This window comes from Uliginosibacterium flavum, assembly GCF_040566545.1.
GTDB lineage: Bacteria > Pseudomonadota > Gammaproteobacteria > Burkholderiales > Rhodocyclaceae > Uliginosibacterium > Uliginosibacterium flavum.
Window position 1 is genome coordinate 103,492 of the sequence record NZ_JBEWZI010000004.1, and the last position, 20,085, is coordinate 123,576.

The 20,085-nt window shown below is 59.5% G+C and carries 19 protein-coding genes; 10 read left to right on the forward strand and 9 right to left on the reverse strand.

The genetic code is table 11. The annotated features are described in order from the left end of the window. Window positions 1-61: 61 nt before the first annotated feature. The gene (locus ABXR19_RS05405; RefSeq protein WP_354600079.1) at window positions 62-1,096 is read right to left on the reverse strand and encodes a LacI family DNA-binding transcriptional regulator; all 1,035 of its coding nucleotides are present in this window, start codon (window positions 1,094-1,096) and stop codon (window positions 62-64) included. Window positions 1,097-1,220: 124 nt separating this feature from the next. On the opposite strand from ABXR19_RS05405, the gene pelA reads away from it, so the two are divergent. The 6 genes from pelA to ABXR19_RS05435 all read left to right on the forward strand — a co-directional run bounded on the left by pelA (window position 1,221) and on the right by ABXR19_RS05435 (window position 8,485). Further along, the gene (pelA, locus tag ABXR19_RS05410) at window positions 1,221-2,801 is read left to right on the forward strand and encodes a pectate lyase (protein WP_354600080.1); all 1,581 of its coding nucleotides are present in this window, start codon (window positions 1,221-1,223) and stop codon (window positions 2,799-2,801) included. 15 nt (window positions 2,802-2,816) lie between these two features. Next, window positions 2,817-4,046 (forward strand): XylR family transcriptional regulator, encoded by a 1,230-nt coding sequence (locus tag ABXR19_RS05415; RefSeq protein WP_354600081.1) that lies wholly within the window; start codon window positions 2,817-2,819, stop codon window positions 4,044-4,046. A 141-nt stretch (window positions 4,047-4,187) separates the two neighbouring features. Continuing rightward, window positions 4,188-5,426 carry a porin gene (locus ABXR19_RS05420; protein ID WP_354600082.1) on the forward strand — a complete coding sequence of 413 codons (1,239 nt, stop codon included), beginning with the start codon at window positions 4,188-4,190 and terminating at the stop codon, window positions 5,424-5,426. 118 nt (window positions 5,427-5,544) lie between these two features. Beyond that, window positions 5,545-7,320 carry a pectate lyase gene (locus tag ABXR19_RS05425; RefSeq protein WP_354600083.1) on the forward strand — a complete coding sequence of 592 codons (1,776 nt, stop codon included), beginning with the start codon at window positions 5,545-5,547 and terminating at the stop codon, window positions 7,318-7,320. Between the two features lie 100 nt (window positions 7,321-7,420). Then, complete coding sequence (locus ABXR19_RS05430; RefSeq protein ID WP_354600084.1) at window positions 7,421-8,128, forward strand: transposase; 708 nt, start codon at window positions 7,421-7,423, stop codon at window positions 8,126-8,128. A gap of 225 nt (window positions 8,129-8,353) precedes the next feature. Then, window positions 8,354-8,485, forward strand: coding sequence for a hypothetical protein (locus ABXR19_RS05435; protein WP_354600085.1), 132 nt, complete (start codon window positions 8,354-8,356; stop codon window positions 8,483-8,485). A gap of 228 nt (window positions 8,486-8,713) precedes the next feature. Here ABXR19_RS05435 and ABXR19_RS05440 read toward each other — a convergent pair whose 3' ends face one another. Beyond that, on the reverse strand, window positions 8,714-9,448 hold the full coding sequence (locus tag ABXR19_RS05440) for an ankyrin repeat domain-containing protein (RefSeq protein ID WP_354600086.1): 735 nt from the start codon (window positions 9,446-9,448) through the stop codon (window positions 8,714-8,716). Window positions 9,449-9,647: 199 nt separating this feature from the next. On the opposite strand from ABXR19_RS05440, the gene pstS reads away from it, so the two are divergent. Genes pstS through pstB form a run of 4 tightly spaced genes read left to right on the forward strand, consistent with a single transcriptional unit; the run spans window position 9,648 to window position 13,319 of the window. After that, a complete protein-coding gene (gene pstS, locus ABXR19_RS05445; protein ID WP_354600087.1) occupies window positions 9,648-10,688 on the forward strand; it encodes a phosphate ABC transporter substrate-binding protein PstS in 1,041 nt (346 codons plus the stop codon). Window positions 10,689-10,698: 10 nt separating this feature from the next. Further along, window positions 10,699-11,703 carry a phosphate ABC transporter permease PstC gene (gene pstC, locus ABXR19_RS05450; protein WP_354600088.1) on the forward strand — a complete coding sequence of 335 codons (1,005 nt, stop codon included), beginning with the start codon at window positions 10,699-10,701 and terminating at the stop codon, window positions 11,701-11,703. A 7-nt stretch (window positions 11,704-11,710) separates the two neighbouring features. Beyond that, window positions 11,711-12,547 carry a phosphate ABC transporter permease PstA gene (gene pstA / locus ABXR19_RS05455; protein ID WP_354600089.1) on the forward strand — a complete coding sequence of 279 codons (837 nt, stop codon included), beginning with the start codon at window positions 11,711-11,713 and terminating at the stop codon, window positions 12,545-12,547. A gap of 10 nt (window positions 12,548-12,557) precedes the next feature. Then, a complete protein-coding gene (gene pstB / locus ABXR19_RS05460; protein WP_354600090.1) occupies window positions 12,558-13,319 on the forward strand; it encodes a phosphate ABC transporter ATP-binding protein PstB in 762 nt (253 codons plus the stop codon). Between the two features lie 250 nt (window positions 13,320-13,569). Here pstB and ABXR19_RS05465 read toward each other — a convergent pair whose 3' ends face one another. From ABXR19_RS05465 to ABXR19_RS05495, 7 genes are all read right to left on the reverse strand, one after another. Further along, complete coding sequence (locus ABXR19_RS05465; protein ID WP_354600091.1) at window positions 13,570-14,262, reverse strand: CAAX prenyl protease-related protein; 693 nt, start codon at window positions 14,260-14,262, stop codon at window positions 13,570-13,572. A 7-nt stretch (window positions 14,263-14,269) separates the two neighbouring features. After that, window positions 14,270-14,932, reverse strand: coding sequence for a hypothetical protein (locus ABXR19_RS05470; protein WP_354600092.1), 663 nt, complete (start codon window positions 14,930-14,932; stop codon window positions 14,270-14,272). A 13-nt stretch (window positions 14,933-14,945) separates the two neighbouring features. Then, window positions 14,946-16,655 (reverse strand): putative porin, encoded by a 1,710-nt coding sequence (locus ABXR19_RS05475; protein WP_354600093.1) that lies wholly within the window; start codon window positions 16,653-16,655, stop codon window positions 14,946-14,948. A 14-nt stretch (window positions 16,656-16,669) separates the two neighbouring features. Continuing rightward, window positions 16,670-17,395, reverse strand: coding sequence for a hypothetical protein (locus ABXR19_RS05480; protein ID WP_354600094.1), 726 nt, complete (start codon window positions 17,393-17,395; stop codon window positions 16,670-16,672). Window position 17,396: 1 nt separating this feature from the next. Beyond that, entirely contained in the window at window positions 17,397-17,798 is a 402-nt protein-coding gene (locus tag ABXR19_RS05485; RefSeq protein WP_354600095.1) for an ExbD/TolR family protein, read from the reverse strand. Between the two features lie 122 nt (window positions 17,799-17,920). Further along, entirely contained in the window at window positions 17,921-18,334 is a 414-nt protein-coding gene (locus ABXR19_RS05490; RefSeq protein WP_354600096.1) for an ExbD/TolR family protein, read from the reverse strand. Between the two features lie 20 nt (window positions 18,335-18,354). After that, entirely contained in the window at window positions 18,355-20,061 is a 1,707-nt protein-coding gene (locus ABXR19_RS05495; RefSeq protein ID WP_354600097.1) for a DUF2341 domain-containing protein, read from the reverse strand. Window positions 20,062-20,085 lie beyond the last annotated feature (24 nt).

The following is a 20,085-nucleotide window of genomic DNA, read 5'->3' on the forward strand; positions in this document are numbered from 1 at the left end:
CGTACATCAATTTTGAGCAGCAAAACGCCCCGGTAAAATTCGTAATCCGGGGCGTCAGAAATCAGGGCAGATTGTCTTTCAGGAAAATCTCGATCCGGATGCGCTCCTGGTTACGCACGATAGCGCCGTCCTCACACAGGGCTTGCAGAATCCGGACTGCACTGCGTACTTCATGCGCCGGATCCTGACACAGGATTGCGTCGTAAGTCCCCTCCAGCAGGGCCTGCCGTGCATGTGGCGTGAGTTCGTGCGCAATCGTCACCACCTGACCTGGCTGGCGCGCCGCCTTGAGCTCCCGGATCAAACCGCGATTACCCGCGCCCATGTTGTAAATCCCGACGATGTCGGGATGGTTCAGCAACAAATCCCGTGCGACTGCGGCGGTCGTCTCGGCGTCATCGCGCCCTTCGATCACAGGCAAAGCCGTTAAGGCTGGAAACTCGGCGCGCAAAACCTGCTCGCAGCCCATATAGCGCTCCATGTGGTCGCGCAGCACCATGGAGCCGGCAATCAAGGCGATCCGCCCACTGCGCCCGGCATTGAAGCGTCCGAGCAAACGGCCTGCGACACGCCCTGCTGCAATGTTGTCGATCCCGACAAAATGCTGTCGGGCCGAGGACGGCAGATCTGACACCAGCGTCACCAGCTTGAGGCCGCGCGCAACACAGGCGTCAATCGCCTCGCGCACCAGTTGTGCATCGGGCACAACAACGGCCACGCCGTCCCAATCCTGTTCGGACAGGCCATTCAGCGTCGCCGCCACCGAGGCGCCATCGAAGGCCTCGACAAACAGAACGTCAATGAAACAGCGCTCATGCAGCATGCGCTCTGCGGTGTTGTGCACCTCGTCAAGCAGCAGATCCATGAAGGTGTTGTGCCCACGGGGGATCACAAACGCCAGACGCAAGTTCCGCCCCTTGGCGAGACGCGCCGCATGAATATCCGGACGGTAGTTGAGTTGTCTGAGGGCAGCCTCCACCCGCGCGACGGTCTGCTGGCGAACACCCGGGCGCTTGTTCAGTACCCGGTCCACGGTTGCAACTCCCACCCCGGCAACGGCGGCAACATCCTGAATCTTGGCTTTAGGCTTGATCACATGAGTACATTTTTTAGGTGTCAAATAGCAAAATTTGATGTTCGCACATCAAATTTTGATTCGTTTGATTATACTTCGCCATCAAGTTTGCGGTAGTTTCACCCCCCGGACAAGGAATACAGTCATGCAGCGCATCGTTTTCAATAGCCTGGCACTACTCGGCGCAGCCCTTGTATGCGCAGCCTGTGCGGGCCCGCAAACGATGGCACCGAGTAGTGCATCTTCGGCAGCAATGGTGCGTCCTGCCAATACGACGCTGCTTACGATCGCCCTGATCATGGGTGAGCCTAACTTCTCAATGGACAGCGGTTATCAGGAGCTGGAAGAAGGCCTCTACACCATGCCCGAACTCAAGCCGGGCAAGAGGATGTTTGCCCCCATTCAGGACATCGTGACACTGCTGGGCGGCGAGTATCAGTTTGATCCCGCCACAAGCAGCGCCCACTATCGACTCAATGGCCAGCAACTCGCGCTGACTGCTGGTTCGGTCAGCGCACAACTCAACAACTCAATATCCACACTGGATCTCGCCCCCGAGCGGCGCGGCGGCAGCCTGTGGGTGCCTGTGGCATCGGTTTTCGATCTGCTGGGCGCCTATACAAAATGGGACGAAGCGCGCCAGCGCCTGTCGGCCACCTTCATCATGCCCGTCTCGAAGAAGACCGAAGATCTGGCCAAGGGCGGTCCAGTCACTGAATCCACCATGACCACACAAGCGGTCGCCTTCTATGCCAGCGCCGACGGGCGCAAACTCGCCGATGTGGTGCTGGGTTATCAGAACAAGGACGGCGGCTGGCCCAAACTTGATCGCAACGTGAACATGCTGCTCCCCATCAACACCGCCCACCTCAGCGGCGTCAAAGGGAAGTCGACCATCGACAACGACTCCACCTTGAAGCAAGTACGCGTTCTGGCGCGTGCCTACACCGCGTTCGGCGAAGACAAGTACCGCGCAGCCTTCAACCGCGGCCTCGACTACCTCCTCGCGGCGCAACTCCAGAATGGAGGCTGGCAACAGTTCTGGCCCGACCCGATCGGCTACAAAAAACGCATCACCTTTAACGATGATGCAATTGCCAATGCACTGGAAGTCATGCGCGACATCAGCGCCCAGACTGAAGAGTTCCGCTTTGTCGACAAGGCGCGACTGGCACGCGCCAAAGATTCATTCCAGCGCGGACTGGATCTGATCATCAAGACTCAACTTTTAGTGGGCGGCAAGAAAACCGGCTGGTGCGCGCAGTACGATGAAGCCTCTCTTGCGCCCGTCACCGGAAGATCCTATGAACTCCCTTCCATCAGCGGCCATGAAAGCGTGAACGTCATCCGTTTTCTGATGAGTCTGGACAAGCCCTCGCCAGCTGTCGTGCAGACGATTCAGGATGCCGTCGCCTGGCTGGACAGCGCCAAACTACTAGGCCAGAAACGGGTCAAGAAGGAAGATCGCACCTTGGAGTGGGGCGCTGATTACGTCATCGTCAAAGACCCCAAAGCGCCACCGATCTGGGCACGCTTCTACGATCTGGACAAAGGCCAGCCGCTCTTCACCTCCCGCGACGGTATCAAACGCACAGATTTTTCAGAGGTAGCCTACGAGCGACGCGTCAAATACAACTGGTTTTCAGAAGCGCCACGCGAATTGCTTGGGCAGGATTACCCGCAATGGCAACAGCGCTGGGCGCCCGGCCATAGCGTGCTTAAGTGATTGGGAGCGGTGTTCATGCATCGTGAAACAGAAGCAAGGCCAGGGCCTTTCGGCGCGCAGCCGCCGACGCACGGACCACGCCCGCATCGCATCGCCCTTCTGTTCAACGCCAACAAGGTTTATGACCGTGAGATCGTCGCCGGCATCGGTGCCTATATGGGTTCAACCCGGGCCGTGTGGGATCTGTTCATGGAAGATGACTTCCGCTGCCGGCCTTGGGAAATGGAAGGCTGGGGTGGCGACGGGATCATTGCGGATTTCGACGATCCGGAAATCAGCAAGGCCTTGAGCCAGAGCCCCTGCCCGGTCGTGGCGGTAGGCAGCTCCTACGCATCGCCCGCAGATTACCCAACTGGTATTCCGTACGTCGCCACCGACAACCTGCAACTGATCAGGCTGGCGCACGAACATCTGCTAAGTGTTGGCATTACCGAATTCGCCATGTACAGCGCGCCACTCAACCCCGGCAATCGCTGGGCGCAGGAACGTGAAAAAGCCTTCGCGACCGTCGTCGGCGGCCCGAACGCCCATAGAGCCATCTTCCGGGGCGAGGCGACTCATGCCAGCGGCTGGCAAGACGCCATGAGCAAGCTGATTGTCTGGCTACAAGCCCTGCCCAAGCCCCTCGGCATCATCGCCGTCAACGATGCGCGTGCACGTCATGTGATGCAGGCTTGCCTGATTGCCGGCCTGGCGGTTCCTGAAGAGATTGCAATCATCGGCATCGACAACGACCCGCTGACCCAGACGCTGTCACGCATTCCGATGAGCTCGGTGATCCAGGGCACTCAGGAAATGGGCATGACGGCCGCGCGTCTGCTGCACCGCATGCTGTGCGGCGGGCGCGAATGCAGCGCACCCGTGCTGGTCGCGCCAGCAGGCATCCACATCGCCACCTCAAGCCAGCATCAGGCCTTGCGCAATCCCTATGTGATGCGCGCCCGGCACTACATTCGCCAATACGCGGCTCAAGGCATCAAGGCCGAGCAGGTGGTTGATTACCTTGGCTTGGCACGTTCAACTCTCGACGCCTACTTCCGCAAGGAGCTTGGCCACACGGTACACGACGAAATCATGCACACCAAACTGGCCAAGGCTAAAGAACTGCTACTGGACGCGCAATTGAGCTGCGCCAGCATTGCAATCCAGTGCGGCTTCACCACCCTTCAATACATGCATGCGGTCTTTCGTCGCGAACTGGGCTGTACTCCGCGTGAATACCAGCTTTCGCAACGCACAAGCTGAAAACACAAGTACTCGAAGCAGATAACGGAATTGTTGCAACACCCCGAATTCGCAATCATGCATCGCAATGGAAATCAAGGCGCTGCACCACAACGAAACTATTACCAAATAGAAAACTGTCTTTCACCAAAGGAGATATAAATGAAGGAACAAAAGATTGGCTTTGCTCTGGCCCCCATCGCCATTGCGGTACTTACACTTGCCGCCGGTGCCGCACAAGCTCAAACAGAACTCAAGATCGGCGGAAAATTTGATGCGGGCTATCAGTTCAAGCGCACGGCAGCTACTGATTCCATCACTGATGGCAGCTGCGGTAGCCCCACTGCGGCATGCTATCTCACGACAGAAACCCAGGGCGACGGCAGCGCATCAACTTCACGCATCACCATTCAAGCCAACGAAACCATCAGCCCCAGTTTGTCAGCTTTCATTGATCTGGATCTGCGCTTCACCAACATCCACGAAGGCAAGAACACAGCAACAAACGGTGGCCTCAACGCCAATGACAAAAAGATCATGGGGATTAAAGGCTCCTTCGGCAAGCTGGCTTGGGGCACTTACAACATCGTGAACCTGTCAGGGATCGCCGATAAGCCGTATATGACCAACATCAGGGACATCGAGTTCGTGAAGTTCGGCATCTCCAAGCCACGCTCTTCGGATCTGACGAACCGCGTAACCGAGTACGTCACGCCAATACTCACACTGGGCCCGGTCAAAATGCTGGCCAAGGCCAATTATGCCTTTGGTGATCAACACAAGGATGGCAGCAATGACGGCAATTTGGCTGCATCGCCCAATAACACCATTGGTAGCGGTGATGCCTCGGCTGTAGGTTACGAATTGAGTCTTGGTAGCGAAGCCACTTTCGGCTATCACATCGTCAAACGCGCCGCATCCGCCTATGGTGACGCAGCCAACGGCTCCCAGTTGCGCGATGGTATGACCTACTCGGAAACCTCTGTGGTTTACAAACCCGGTTTCGCCAAAGGCCTGAAACTATCGACCTCCTACTTCGTCGAAAAGGGCTATAACCCGAACCAGACCGCAGCCCTAGGCTATGACGGCACGGCCTTCAAGGCTAAAGGAATGAACTACGTGGTCTCATATAACTGGGACAAACTCTGGGCGGTCGGCCTGGAGGTCGCGAGCAACAAAGACTTGGGGTCGAACCGCAATAGTGGCCGTGGATTCATGTTTGGGGGCATGTATATGCTGAGCCCCAGCGTATACGTATATGGTGCCGTGGCGAAGTCAGACTTTGAGCGCAATACCTCCATCGCGGGCGGCAAATACGATGGCACCAAAGTCGGCTTCAAAGACACTCTCACACTCAGAGACGAACGTTACACGCGCTTCGGCATCGTCAAGGAGTTCTGATCAGGCCTAGCCTGCTGAAGAATTCGTAAGGAGTACCATGACTCCGCTATTTACCGGCACCTCACCCGGTTTATGGCGGAGTCGCTTTTTGTGGATCACGCTTCCCGGGAGTCTGTTCATGCAACGCCGCAGCTTCGTTAAAAGTCTGTTGTCGACACCCTTTGCCCTCACGGCAACATCCAGCCTGGCCGTCGAAGCCACGCCATCTCAACCTGCAGATCTACGCAGCAGCGCACTCGACGCGATGCGTCGAGCAGTGCGTCATATGGATGAAAAAGTGTCCTACCGCGGCGGCTATGTATGGGCCTGCCTGCCGGATCTGAGCGTGAGTTGGGGCGAGATGGAGGCCAAGCGCAGCATGTGCTGGATCCAGCCCCCGGGGACCCCCACTGCGGGACACGCTTTCATTGATGCCTGGCACGCGACAGGCGAGGAAGTCTTCTACAAGGCTGCCGAACGCACCGCGCTGGCGCTGATTGAAGCGCAACTGCCCTGCGGCGGCTGGAATTACATCCATGATTTCGCCGGCGAAGAATCCCTCAAACATTGGTACGACACCATCGGCCGCAATGGCTGGCGCCTCGAAGAATTTCACCACTATTACGGCAATGCGACTTTTGACGACGCAGGCTCCGCCACCGCGTCGCAAATGTTGCTGCGCATGTATCTGGCGAAACGTGATGAACGTTTTCGCGCCCCGCTCTATCGTGCCATCGACTTAGTACTCAAAGCCCAATATGCCGGTGGCGTTGCCGACGGAGGCTGGCCGCAGCGCTGGCCGCACTACGCCGGAGCAGCGAGCAAGATGGACGCGCCACCGGGCCTGCCGCCGGGCACTACACAAGGTATGGAGGATGGCGACTACACCCCGCACGTCACCTGGAATGACGACGTGGCCGGCGAGAACATCAAGTTCCTGCTGCTGTGCGTGATGGGTCTGGGCGAAACGCGCTTGCTGCCCGCCGTCAAACGGGCCATGGATTGCATGGCACGCATGCAGCAAGCGGCCCCACAAGCGGGCTGGGCATTGCAGCATCTGGCCACGCCCGCCAATGGACGCCCCGCCGGAGCGCCTGCCGGTGCACGCAGCTACGAGCCGCGCGCCCTGGCCACTCACACCACGGCCACCAACATCCAGCAACTTCTCCACTATTTCCGTCTGACCGGTGATCGCCAATACCTCGCCCGCATACCGGAAGCCATCTCCTGGCTCAAGAGCTGCCCGCTCAGCGATGCCATGCTGGCAGAGAATCCGCAACTGCGCGGACGCACCCACCCCACTTTCGTCGAGCTGGGCACAAACCGCCCACGCTTTGTGCACCGCTACGGATCAAACGTACGCAACGGCGCGTACTACGTGGATTACGATCACCGCGACACGCTGAGCCATTATTCGGCTGGGCGCATGCTGCGCCTGGATGCCCTGCAAGCCGAATACGAAGTCCTGGCCAGCCTGCCTGCCGGGGTGATCGCCGAGATGCGCGCCCGCTCGCCTTTTGCACTGAAAGCCGCCGTCGCCTTGCCGCGATATTTTTCCTTGCAAAAACTCAGCCTGCCCGAACTGCTCGCCGGTGCAAAGAGCGCGACAGCAAGCATCAGCACAGCCGAGGCCACTCAGCTCATCCGGGATCTGGGCGACAAGAACTACTGGGCCACGCCCCTGCCCGCGATCACCAACCCCTATCGTGGCGACGGCCCACGCGATGCCTTCACCGGGCGCGAGTACATGAGCCGCAATGTGGGCGACACCCACGACACCTCGCCCTACGATCCGCAAAGCCCGCCGGAGATTGCGCCCTATACCAAACGCCCCCGACCGCTGGGCATCAACACCCAGCAGTTCGTCAAGAATCTGGGACAGCTGATCGCCTTCTACGCTCCCGAGAAAACCTGATCCGCAGAACCTGAAAAGCAAAACGCCCGGCAATGCCGGGCGTTTTGCTTGAGTCGAGCAGGCTTATTTAGTCGCCCCTGAAATATCCTTGTAACCCTTAATGCATCTAGGTTTGAATGAGATAATACGGGCTGTTGGTTTGCCAGATTTTAAATTCTGGCGCGGCGTTTTCTTGCAAACCAAGCGAGCTGCGATGAAGCCCAAACGCCAAGAAGCCGTCCCGCAGGAAGATCTGTTCCGGATGCGTCTGGAGAATCTGATCGATTCGCGCCACGAACTGGTCCGACTGGCGAGCTTGATTGATTGGCCTGTTTTCGAGCGGGAGTTCGGCGCGATTCATGCAGAGGGTGCGGGTCAGCCGCCCTTGCCAACGCGGCTGATGGCCGGACTCACCTACCTCAAGCACTGCTTTACCCTGTCTGACGAAGAGATCGTCGCGCGCTGGTGCGAGAATCCGTACTGGCAGCACTTTTGTGGCGAAGTGTTCTTTCGCCATGAGCTTCCCTGCCATCCGACAAGCCTGACGCGCTGGCGCAAACGCGTTGGTGAAGCCGGTAGCGAATGGCTGCTGACCGAAACCATCGAAGCAGGCAAGCGATCTGGCGCGCTCAAACGCCAAAGCTTCGAGAAGATCATCGTGGATACCACCGTGCAGGAGAAGGCAGTGGCTCAACGCTTCGCCACCGTCGAACCTGTCTTTGGCAACCTTCGGCACAACAAACAGCTCAACCAGATCACGTCACAGTGGATGTGCCAGATTTCTAATTGTGGCACCGCGCTTTTTTGCAAACTTAGCGAGCCGCGATAAAGCTCAAGTGCCAGGAATCTGTCCCATAAGCGCCCGCCAAAGTCATCTTTCGGCGCGCGGATCGGCGCGCCAAGTTGGAGTCCCCTCAGTGATTGGCGGACATCATGGACAAATTTTTGAAACCGACCTGCACGCGGCGTCAGCACAGCGAAGAGTTCAAGCAGGCTATCGTGGCCGCATGTAGCGCGCCGGGAGCAGAAGGGCAAGCCGCAGTCGGACAGCGCTTTGCGCGACACCGAAAACGTGCCGCTCGGTGAGAACATCGCCGCCTACTTCAAACGCGAAGTGCTGCCTCACGCGCCAGACGCCTGGATTGACGAAGAGAAGAGCAAGATAGGCTACGAAAATACGGTTTAACCGCAACTTCTACGTTTTCGAGCCGCCGCGCAGTCTGCATACCATCGACGAGGAGCTCAAGTCTGTCTCGGCCAACATCATGAAGATGCTGGAGGGCCTGGCGGAATGAGTTTGCCGAGGTATCCAGAGTACAAGGATAGTGGCGTCGAATGGCTTGATGATGTGCCGGCCCATTGGAGTCTTTGTGCATTAAACCCGTCCTCAGGCAAGCGCGCAGGTGATTCAAAACTAACCTCCCAACAAAGCCACCACTCGCGCCTGATCCTGAATCCGTGCCAGTTGCAGCGGTGTATAGCCTTCCGAGCGCTGATCCGTGCGCGCACCGCGCTGGATCAGCGCCAGCGCCATGTCTTCGTGGTTTTCCAGGATCGCCCAGAACAAGGGGCTGCGCCCCGTCTCGTCACGCCGATCCAGATTCAAGCGCCGTGGCAGCAAGGCCTCGAAGCCTCTGGTGTTGCCATAGCGCACCGCCACCAGAATCGGCGATTCGCCCTCGCCATTGGGCACATTCACATCAGCACCGGCCGCCAGCAACTGCGCCACGATGTCGTCACGCTTGAGCATCAGCGCCAGATGCAGTGGCGAATCACCATTCACGTTGCGGATGTCCGGCCGCGCACCCGCACGCAGCAACATCTTTACCATCTCCACATCACCATGAATCGTCGCGCTGGTCAATGCGGATTGCCCTTCACTGCCGACCAAGTCGGGATTCACACGTTTGGCCAGCAGCGTTTTCAGCAAAGACTGCTGCCGTCCCAGCGCCGCCATCACCACCGTGTTGTTGCCGTCCTTGTCCACCGCATGCAGCTTGGCGCCCAGCGCGATGGCTAGATTGAAACTGGTCATGTCACCGCGCCGCGCCGCAAACGTCAGGCTGCGATCCAGATCCTCCTTGCGGACATCCTCGTCAGCCAGCACCACGCCCGAAAACAAGATGACTCCCACCCAAAAACTTCGCATCAAACAAGCCCGCATGATTTCTCCATGAACGCCCGACCGGAACGCCGGCCAGCAAACCCTGCTAGATAGCACGCGGGCATTGCAAGGCCGTGATCAGTAACACTCCTAACGGACTATTCACCCATTCACCAGGCGTCACACGCCTGCAGCCTCGGCCGTCTAAGCTTGCGCGGCTAAATTCACTCCTCTGAGGTTATCCATGTACAAGCGTCTGTTGTCCGCCTGCCTGACAGTTTCACTGGCGGCCCTGCCTGCGATTTCCCATGCTGCAGACGTTACCGGCGCCGGAGCCTCCTTCCCTGCGCCGATCTATAGCAAGTGGGCGGATGCCTACGCCAAAGCCAGCGGCAATCGCGTCAATTACCAGTCCATCGGCTCGGGCGCCGGCATCAAGCAGATCACCGCCAAGACGGTCGACTTCGGGGCATCCGACATGCCCTTGCTGCCTGACGAACTGATCCGCAGCGGAATGATTCAATTCCCCGCCGTGATCGGTGGCGTCGTCCCGGTCGTCAAGATTGCCGGCATCAAAGCCGGCGAGTTGAAGCTGACAGGCCCGATCCTCGCTGACATCTATCTGGGCAAGATCACCAAGTGGAGCCACAAGGCCATCACCGACCTGAATCCCACGCTCAAGCTGCCGGATGCCGACATCGCCGTGGTGCGTCGTGCCGACGGGTCGGGCACCTCGTTTGTCTTCACCAACTATCTGTCTAAAGTTTCCAGCGACTGGAAAAGCCGCGTCGGCGAAGGCACGGCTCCGCAGTGGCCGGTGGGCCTGGGCGGCAAGGGCAACGAGGGCGTCGCCGCCTTCGTGCAGCGCCTGCCGAACGCCATCGGCTATGTCGAATTCGCCTATGCCAAACAGAACAAGCTGACCTGGACGCAGATGCAGAACAAGGACAAGGCCTTCATTCAGCCCGATGACAGCAGTTTCGCCGCCGCAGCGGTGACTGCCGACTGGAGCCGCAGCTTTTACGAAATTCTCACCGACAAGGCTGGCGCCAATGCCTGGCCGATCACCAGCGCGACCTTCATCCTGATGCATCGCACTCAGGATCTGCCGTTGCAAGGCGCCGAGGTGCTGAAGTTCTTCGAGTGGGCCTACAAGAATGGCGCTGCCATGGCCACAGAGCTGGACTACGTGCCGTTGCATGAAGCCACCGTAAAGCAGATCAACTCGGCGGCCTGGGCGCAGATCAAGGATGTCGCCGGCAAACCGGTCTACAGCGCACGCTGAGTCGCCGCACATGAGTCTCACCATCACCGAAACGCCGGGCGAGCTCAGCGATTTCACACCGGACGACAGCCGCCCGCATCTGGCGCAGGCGCGCCGCGACTATCGCGAGTTCGCCTTCGCCTGGTTGACCCGCAGCGTCGCAACGCTGGTGCTGCTGACCTTGCTGGGGATCATCGCCTCGCTGCTCATCGCATCCTGGCCGACGATCCGCAGCATGGGTTTCGACTTCCTGCTCAGCGCCGAGTGGAATCCGCCCATGGATCGCTACGGCGCGATGGTGCCGATCTACGGCACGCTAGTGACCTCGGCCATCGCCCTGATCATTGCCGTTCCGGTCAGCTTCGGCATCGCGCTGTTCCTGACCGAGCTGGCCCCGGCCTGGCTGCGCCGACCGCTGGGCACGGCGATTGAACTGCTGGCCGCCATCCCCAGCATCGTTTACGGCATGTGGGGCCTGCTCGTGTTCTCGCCGATTTTTGCCGAACACATCCAGCCGGCATTGGGCGCCACACTCGGCAAACTACCCCTGATCGGCCATCTGTTTTCCGGCCCGCCGATGGGCATCGGCCTGCTCTGCGCCGGCATCATTCTGGCGATCATGATCATCCCCTTCATCGCTTCGGTGATGCGGGATGTCTTCGAGATCACTCCGCCGATGATTCGCGAATCCGCCTACGGCATGGGTTGCACCACCTGGGAAGTGGTCTGGAACATCGTCCTGCCCTACTCCAAAACCGGCATCATCGGCGGCATCATGCTCGGCCTCGGGCGCGCGCTCGGAGAAACCATGGCAGTGACCTTCGTGATCGGCAACACCAACAGCCTGTCCTCCCCATCCCTCTTCATGCCGGGCAACAGCGCCACCTCGGCCCTGGCCAATGAATTCGCCGAGGCAGCCCCCGGCCTGCACACCTCGGCCCTGATCGAACTCGCCCTGGTTCTGTTTGTGATTACCCTGGCAGTGCTGGCCGCCTCTCGCCTGCTGCTGGCACGCATGAACCGTCACGCAGGCTAAGAACAAAATGACTCTGTTGCTGCAGCGCAAGCTGACCAATCGTATCGCCCTCGGCCTGAGCCTGCTAGCCATGGCTTTCGGCCTGCTCTGGCTGATCTGGATCCTGTTCACGGTATTCGAGCTCGGTCTGGGCGGCATGTCAGTCGCCCTGTTCACCCAAATGACGCCTCCGCCGGGCGCCAGTAACGGCGGTCTGCTCAACGCTCTGGCCGGCAGCGCCCTGCTGGTCACGCTAGCCACCCTGCTCGGCACACCCATCGGCATTCTGGCCGGCATCCATCTGGCCGAGTATGGACGTAACAGCTGGCTCGGCAAGACGACGCGCTACGTCAATGACCTGCTCCTCTCGGCGCCCTCCATCGTGATCGGCCTTTTCGTGTGGACCGTCGTCGTCGCGCGCATGCAAAGCTACTCGGGCTGGGCCGGCATTCTTGCGCTGAGCCTAATCGTCATCCCGGTCGTGGTGCGCACCACCGAAAACATGCTGCTGCTGGTGCCCGATGCCCTGCGCGAAGCTGCCTTCGCCCTGGGCGCGCCAAAGCGCATCGTGACCCTGCACATTGCCCTGCGCGCCGCGCGTTCTGGCGTCATCACCGGCATCCTGCTGGCCATCGCGCGAATTGCCGGGGAAACGGCGCCGCTGCTGTTCACCTCGCTCTCCAACCAGTTCTGGAGCCTCGATCTGAACAAGCCCATCGCCACCCTGCCCGCGATGATCTACCAGTTCGCAATGAGCCCGTTCCCGGAATGGCAGCGCATCGCCTGGTCCGGCGTGCTGCTTATCACCCTCGGGGTACTGCTCATCAACATTCTCGCGCGCAGTTTTTTCCGCCGCGAGCACTGAAACTCACGCCATGCCCAACACTACCCAGATCGAATTTCGCGACTTCAATTTCTACTACGGCAAGACGCGCGCCCTGCACAACATCAACCTGGCCATCGCCCGGCGCAAGGTCACCGCGTTCATCGGCCCGTCCGGCTGTGGCAAGTCCACCGTGCTGCGTTCGATCAACCGCATGTTCGATCTGTATCCAGAGCAAAGCGCCGACGGCCAACTGTTCTTCGAAGGCCACAACATCCTCGCCCCCGGCACCGATGCCAGCGTGCTGCGCGCCAAGGTCGGCATGGTCTTCCAGAAACCCACGCCTTTTCCCATGTCGATTTACGAGAATATCGCCTTCGGCGTGCGCCTGCATGAGCGCCTGAACCGCATCGATATGGATGACCGCGTCGAATGGGCGCTGCGCAAGGCCGCCCTGTGGGACGAAGTGAAAGACAAACTGCAACAAAGTGGCAGCAGCCTGTCCGGCGGGCAGCAACAGCGCCTGTGCATCGCCCGTGGCGTAGCGGTCAAACCCGCCGTACTGCTGCTGGACGAACCTACCTCGGCGCTGGACCCGATCTCGACGATGCGCATCGAGGAGCTGATCGACGAGTTGAAGGAAGAATTCACTATCGTCATCGTCACCCACAACATGCAACAAGCCGCCCGCATCTCCGATTACACCGCCTACATGTACCTGGGCGAGATGGTCGAATTCGGTAATACCGACGACATCTTCGTCAAACCCAAGAATCAGGCAACCGAGGATTACATTACCGGGCGGTTTGGCTGAGCAGCCTGCGGCTGAGTGCTGAGTGCTGAGTGCTGAGTGCTGAGTGCTGAGTGCTGAGTGCTGAGTGCTGAGTGCTGAGTGCGTCGGCACTGTGTTCCGAGAGCCGCGCCTGTCAAGCCTCTTCAGCACGTACATCCAAAGATCCGCCCCCGTATTGCCCCAGCAGCACACCTACCCGAAGAAGCTTGCCGGGCGCGGCGCTACAAGCATGCCCACTCAGCACTCAGTACTCATTGCTCAGCACTGTTTTTTACCAGAACTGCCACTGCCCGCTGCTGACGACCCAAACGCCCAAGGCCAGATTGGTCACCCCGTGCGCAGCGATAGCCAGCCACAGACTGCCCCGCCGATACAGCCAGGCATAGGCCAGGCCGGCCAGCAGGCCGGCGAACCACAGGCTGTGCTCCAGGCCGAAAGCCAGTGAGCTAAGCAGGATGGCGAACAAGCTGACATTACGCGGATCGATACTGAGAAAATCCTGCGCCTCCAGCCAGCGCAAGATGAAGGAACGCCAGAACAACTCCTCCATCACCGGCACCACCAGCGCGGCACCCGCAATGCGCACGCCAATCCACAACCAGTCCAGATCATTGCCCGGCAATGGCGATGCTGCGGCAGCGCCCGCATTCAGACTCAGCCAGGGCACATCCAGATTGATCCAGGCGAAAAAAACGCCGAGGCCGACCACCAGTACCAGCGCAATATCTGTAGCACGCAAGCGTGCCCACAGATTGCGCGGCAGGCGCAGCTCTACGTAATCGCCCCAATAGATCGCCAGCGCAGCCAGCACCACAGCGATCTGTGCCGCATATAACCAGGCCGCAGCCGACGGCCCGAACCAGGTCGCCACCGGCTCGCGCAACACCAGAAAGACAATGTAAAGCGCAAATGGCAAGGCCCGCGCCATGCCGGCGCGGCCAAAGCCCGGCAAGCTGCGACGCATGCAGGACTCAGCGGGCAGCGGCATCAGGCACCGAAGCCGGGCGCAGCTTCTTTTCGTCGAGCTTGTCGCGATACTCTTCCAGCACATTCTCGATCTTCACGCTGCCCAGATTCAATATCGGATCGTGCTGTGCCACCGCCGAGAACACACCCTTGTCGCGATACGCCGCGAGCAATTCGCGGCCATAGCCATACAACGCAAGGTTATTCACTTCACAGCGCTGGCGCTCCGCTGTCTCCGCCTTGAGGCTTACCTCCAGAATCGACAGCGTCACTTCGCGCGACGCCAACTTTTCCTCGCCGGCCGCTTTCTGCTTGCTCAACAGCTCGATCTGCTTTTCAGCCTCGGCCAGCTTGGCCGCCAGGGCTTCACGCTCAGCCTTCTCGCGCGACAGCCCTTGTTCGGCTTCGTTCAGACGTTTGGCAGACGCAAGACTCTTGCGCCGGATATCGTCAAGTTCCGCGTCAGATTGTTTGAGCTGCCTGTCCAGCGCAGCCTTTTCCTGCTCTGCCTTGTGGGCGCTCTGCTGCACCTCCTGCACCTGCTGGCGCAGCCGGCGTACCTGTTCCTGGCTGCGCGCAGCGGCCTTGTCCACCGGCGCTTCGGCCAGCGCCGCACCCGCCAACCCACACAGCAAAACTGCTGTGCCACAAATCAATGAAAACCGCATCTCAAGCCTCCGATCAGAAGCGAACATTCATGTCCAGCTGCCAGGAATCCACCCGGAACTTATCGGACTCATTCTTCATGGTCGGCGAATCAATCGTGCGCCCCGACAGATAACGCAAGCCCAACGTGGTGTTATCCGCAACTCCGTAGGCGCCGCCGAGGATGAAGCCACGCATATTGGTGCCACCCAGTCCCAAAGCACCATCAGCCCAGGCATCCGGCACTGCATCGCTGCCCAGACTGCGGAAAGTCAGGCTGGTGTTCCATTCGTCCAGACGCTTGATGCTCGGCGTGCCAACGAGGAATTTGAACTGGTAGCCGGTACTCTTGCCATCGCTGAAATCCGCCCCGGTACGCGTCTTGATCTCGCCGCGATCAAAGGCCATGTTCTTGACGTAATCGGCCGAGAAGACCAGATGGATCGGATCAAACGGCGCGCTATCCACGTTGAAATTCAGGTGCAGCGGATGGAATTTCGAGGCCAGGCCCCAAATCGAATAACCCGAACTGGACGACAAGGTCGTGTCACTCGGCGCATTGATGCGCACCAGCGTGTTGCCCTGACTGCGCCAGGACGACGGATATTCGCTGCTGCCATAGTTATAACAATTCACCGCACCGGCACTGATGCAATCGTCGCTTTCCTGCCGCCCCTCGATGTTGCGGAAGTTGTAATAACCCAATGCCATGCGCGCCCGCGTCACCACGCTCAGATCCATTGCCGCCCCCAGCTGCCCACCCATCATGTAGCGGCCCTGCGTGTATTTCGGCGTATTTTCTGTCGACAAGGGGAAGTAACCCATCGTCGCAAACGGTGCGAAGCCCTCATCCACCGGCGGCTTCAGATTCAGGGCCAGACCGTCGAAATTGACGTTCTCGTCCCAGACCAGATCCGAACTCACGAAGGGATTGCCCATGCGGCCCAGCTTCATGTTCACATACGGCGTCGGCTTGTAACTGATCGCGGCGCGATCCACCCACAAAGAATATTTGTTGAAGCCATCGCCCAGCGTCTGTGAAGTCGAGTTGCGCGCATTATTGCTGCCCGTAACGATCCGCACCTCGGCACTCGATTCGCTGCTGGCCTTGATGTCAAACCCCAGACGGGCACGCACCCGCATGCGATTCTGGTCATGCAAGGTGTTGCCAGCCGTTGGCCCGCTGTTGGCCAGTGCGGCGTTGCGTGTGGTCAGGCCCGGAGTGGTGTTGCCCCACAGGTCATAGCCAAAGGGTTCGGTGTTCTCACGCGCAAAATTGTCGAACTGATCGCGCACCAGCACGTCACCATGCACCACCACTTTGCTCACCCAGCTCGGCACGACATTCGGATTGGCCCAGCGTTCTTCCTTGGCCTGCGCCAGCACTTCCTGACGCAGCTGTTCGCGGATCTCGTTCTTCACAGATTCCGGCATGTACTGCACGCGCACGGCGGGTGCAGACTCCATGCGCAGGGCTGGCGCTGCCGCAGCAGGCGGGGCGGGAGGCGGATTGGATTTGGCCGTCTGCACCGCTTTCTGCTCGGCATCGCGGATCAGCTTGTCGGCCTTGTCACGCGGCAGCACGCCGGTTTCCACCAGCGCCTCGATCAGGTTGCGCGTGGTGTTGCGCAACACTTCTAGCGATTCGCGCTCGGCATTCGGATTGGCAGTGGAGGTCTGTGCCAGCGCCGGGCTGATCGACAGCGCCAGCATCACCGCCAGCGTCATGGGTTTGAGCTGATTCATCGTCATTTCCTGGATCAATTAAGCATGCGGTTGGTCACGCGCACCGTGAATCCGCCCTGGGGCGCACTCGCAGGTGGCGGGTCTTTCTTGATAAGGCGCAGTAATTCACTGCGCATCAGTTCATCGATTTCTGCATCACCGGTCGTGCCGTCCAGATCGACACTGCGCAGGCTGCCGTCTTCACGCAGGCGCACACTGGCCGGCAACTTGTAGTTGCTGCCTTTCAGGCGCGGGTTACGCACCAATTCCTCCTGGATCAGACGCTGCAGACGCGTGAGATACACGGCAAACTCGGCACGACCAATCCCGCCGCCAGCCTTCTGCCCGTCGCCGAGCGCCTGGCCCTTGTATTCACCGGTCACCGCACCGGCCGACAGACCGGAAACACCATTGGCGCTGGCTTCGCCTTCCATCTTTAGCGCAGGCGCAGCCTGCGGCGGCGCCTCGACCTGCTTGACCTGTTCGACCTTGGTGTCCTTGTTTTGCTGCTGCATCACTTTCGGCGGCGGGGGTGGAGGGGGTGGCGGAGGGGGCTTAACCCGATCCAGAATCGCGACCTTGATCGTCCCTGATTTCTTGTCCGGCTTCTTCTTGGTCAGGCCCTGTATCCCCAACACCAGCGCAACAATCAATGCAACGCCAACTACGATACTAACTACGATACCCAGCACCGACCCGCCAATGAAGAACCACAGAAATTTGTTGCGGGGTGCGTCAACTTCGTTTTCAGCCAGTCCCATCTCAAACCCCGATCTTCGTGGTGACCAGACCCATGCTCACCTCCAGGCGATTGCACAGATCCACCACCTCTATCACTGCGGCATAGCGGGTCTTCGCATCGCCCTGAATCATCGTCTGCATATCCTTGTCACGCGCCTTGGCGGCCGACAGCCGCGCCTCCAGCTGCTCCAGCGAAACGCCTTCACCGTTGAACAGGAAAGCCCCCTCGGGCGTAATGCTGACCACCACGATCTCGTGCTTCTCGGTCGCCGGTTTGCTTGATGGTTTGGGCAAATTCATCTGCAAACCCTGCACCGAGGCCGTCGTCATGATGATGAACACCACCAGCAACACGTAGGCCAGATCCAGCATCGGCGTGACGTTAATGGTGTCGTAGGGCTTGGTTTCGTTTTGTACTTGCATGTTGGCCCTAGCAAACTGCTTCTGGCTTTGTTGCGGCGCCTTGCCGTACTACGCGTACGGTCTGCTTTGCCGCGCCACGCCAGAACCGCTTCGTTTCACTTCGCTGCACTTTGCCAAGCCCTCTATTCTTGCGGCGCACGCTTGGTCACCAGCCCGATTTCGGTGATGTCCAGCTTTTTGCAGATTTCCAGGGCGGCCATGATCATTTCGTATTGCGCATCTACGTCGCCCTTCAGCACCACCGGCAAGGCCGGATTGGCCGCCTTGTAGTTGGCCAGCCCCTCCTGCAATTGCACCAGCGTCACCGGAAAGGTATCCAGAAACAATTGCCCGTCACGGGTCACCGTGATCGCCCGGGTCTGCGGTTTGGCCAGACTCACCGCCGCGCTGGTCAGCGGCGCCTTGACCTTGATGCCCTGCACCGAGGCGGTAGTCATGATGATGAAAATCACCAGCAGCACGTAGGCCAGATCCAGCATTGGCGTGATGTTGATATCGTCGTAGAGCTGGTTTTCACCCTTTACGTCAGCAGACATGGCATTGCTCCCTTGTCAGCTCAGTCGCCGTAGATTTCAGCGATGCGTGTGACCAGCTCATCCACGAAGATCTGCATGTCGGCCGAGATGTTCTTGATCTTCGCGGCCAGCCAGTTGTAACCAAACAGCGCGGGGATCGCCACGCCCAGACCGGCCACGGTGGCCAGCAGCGCGGCCGCAATACCCGGCGCAATCGCATTCACGTTCACATCGCCAGCCGCCGCAATCGCCGCAAAGGTGATCATCACGCCCACCACGGTGCCGAGCAGGCCAAGGAAGGGGCCGCCCGAAATCGCGATGGTCAGCAACACCATCAGGCTGTTGAGCTTGTGGTTCTCGCGCACCTGGTCGGCATCAATCGAAGCCTTGATCGCATCAATCGACGCGCCGCTGAGCACATGCGACTTTTCGTCCCCCAGATGCGCCTTGGCCACGAAACGCTTGTTGGTTTCACGAATACCTGCGTCATACAGCCGAAACAGTGAGGAGTTCGCCATTTCCGCGCTCTGCGTCACATTCAGGATCTCGGCATCGCCGACTTCGCGGAAGCGCCGCAGAAAGGCCAGATTGGCTTTTTCCACCCGGCCAATCACCAGCGTCTTGGACACCATCACCCAGCACGAAATCACAAACATCACCATCAGGATCGCAATCACCACCCAGGCGTCAGTGGTCAGATTGCCGACCAAAACGCCGAAATAATTGTGTTCTTCCGAGGCCTCTTCACCTTGCGCTTCCTTGGTCGTCACCAGCAACTTGCCCTCATTGCCCTGCCCAACGAATGTCGCTTTCAGGTAATCGGCACTACGCGCCACGCTGGCCACATTCAGTTCATCGAGCAAGCCGGCATACGCCGCGCCGATTTTTGCGTCACCGGAAATCTCCGGCAGCACCGCATCACCCTGCGCCACCTGCACGCCATCCAGATACAGACTGGCCTTGCCGTTGCCCACGCTCAGCGTCACTGCCTGCCAGGCAGCCGCCTTGATCTCGCCACCGGCAAGGCGCGCCTTGCCAATTGCTGCCACCAGCTTGCCGCCCTGCAAACCCAGTTGCAGCGCGCCTTGCTGATACAGCGTACCGCCATCAACACTGGTCGGCTTGATCCACAGTGAAACCGTCATGGCCCCCGCAGCAGCCACCTTCAGCTGCTCGTTGCCCGCTACCACAATTGCCGTGTCGTTCAGATTCGCGGCATTGGCCAGCACGCCATTCGGATCGATTTCGACCGGCGCCGTCGTCTTCAAACCGCCCTTCGTCGCATCCAGTGCCGGCGCATCTTTTTCGCCGAAATGCCACACCGCCAGATACGAGCCATCGTAAGTCGAGCCTGACTTGGCCTCGGCCACCGCCGCCGGATTGCCGGCGTAGGCGTAGATCACATTCTTGTCGCTGGCTGGCGCCAGCGTGGGGATCTGCACCCATAGCAAAGCCATCTCGTTGATGCCATCGAAACGCTCGATATGGAACTGCAGTGGCGTCTTGTCATCGCCCGCCACCAGACGCAGATCGCTGCCATCTTCTTTCGCCGATGCGAAATCAAAATTACCCGAATGCAGGCGCAGCGCGACGAGCAGATTGCTTACCGGCGCATCCAGACTTGCACCGCTCCCCGAGGTATTCAGAACAATTTTCGTACGCTGCGGCCACTCCTTGTCCCACCAGGCATGTGACACAAGAGGAAGGAACAAAGCGACGAACAGGAGTGTTTTCAGGAGACGCAGCATGGTTGTCAAAGTGGGGTGAATTTA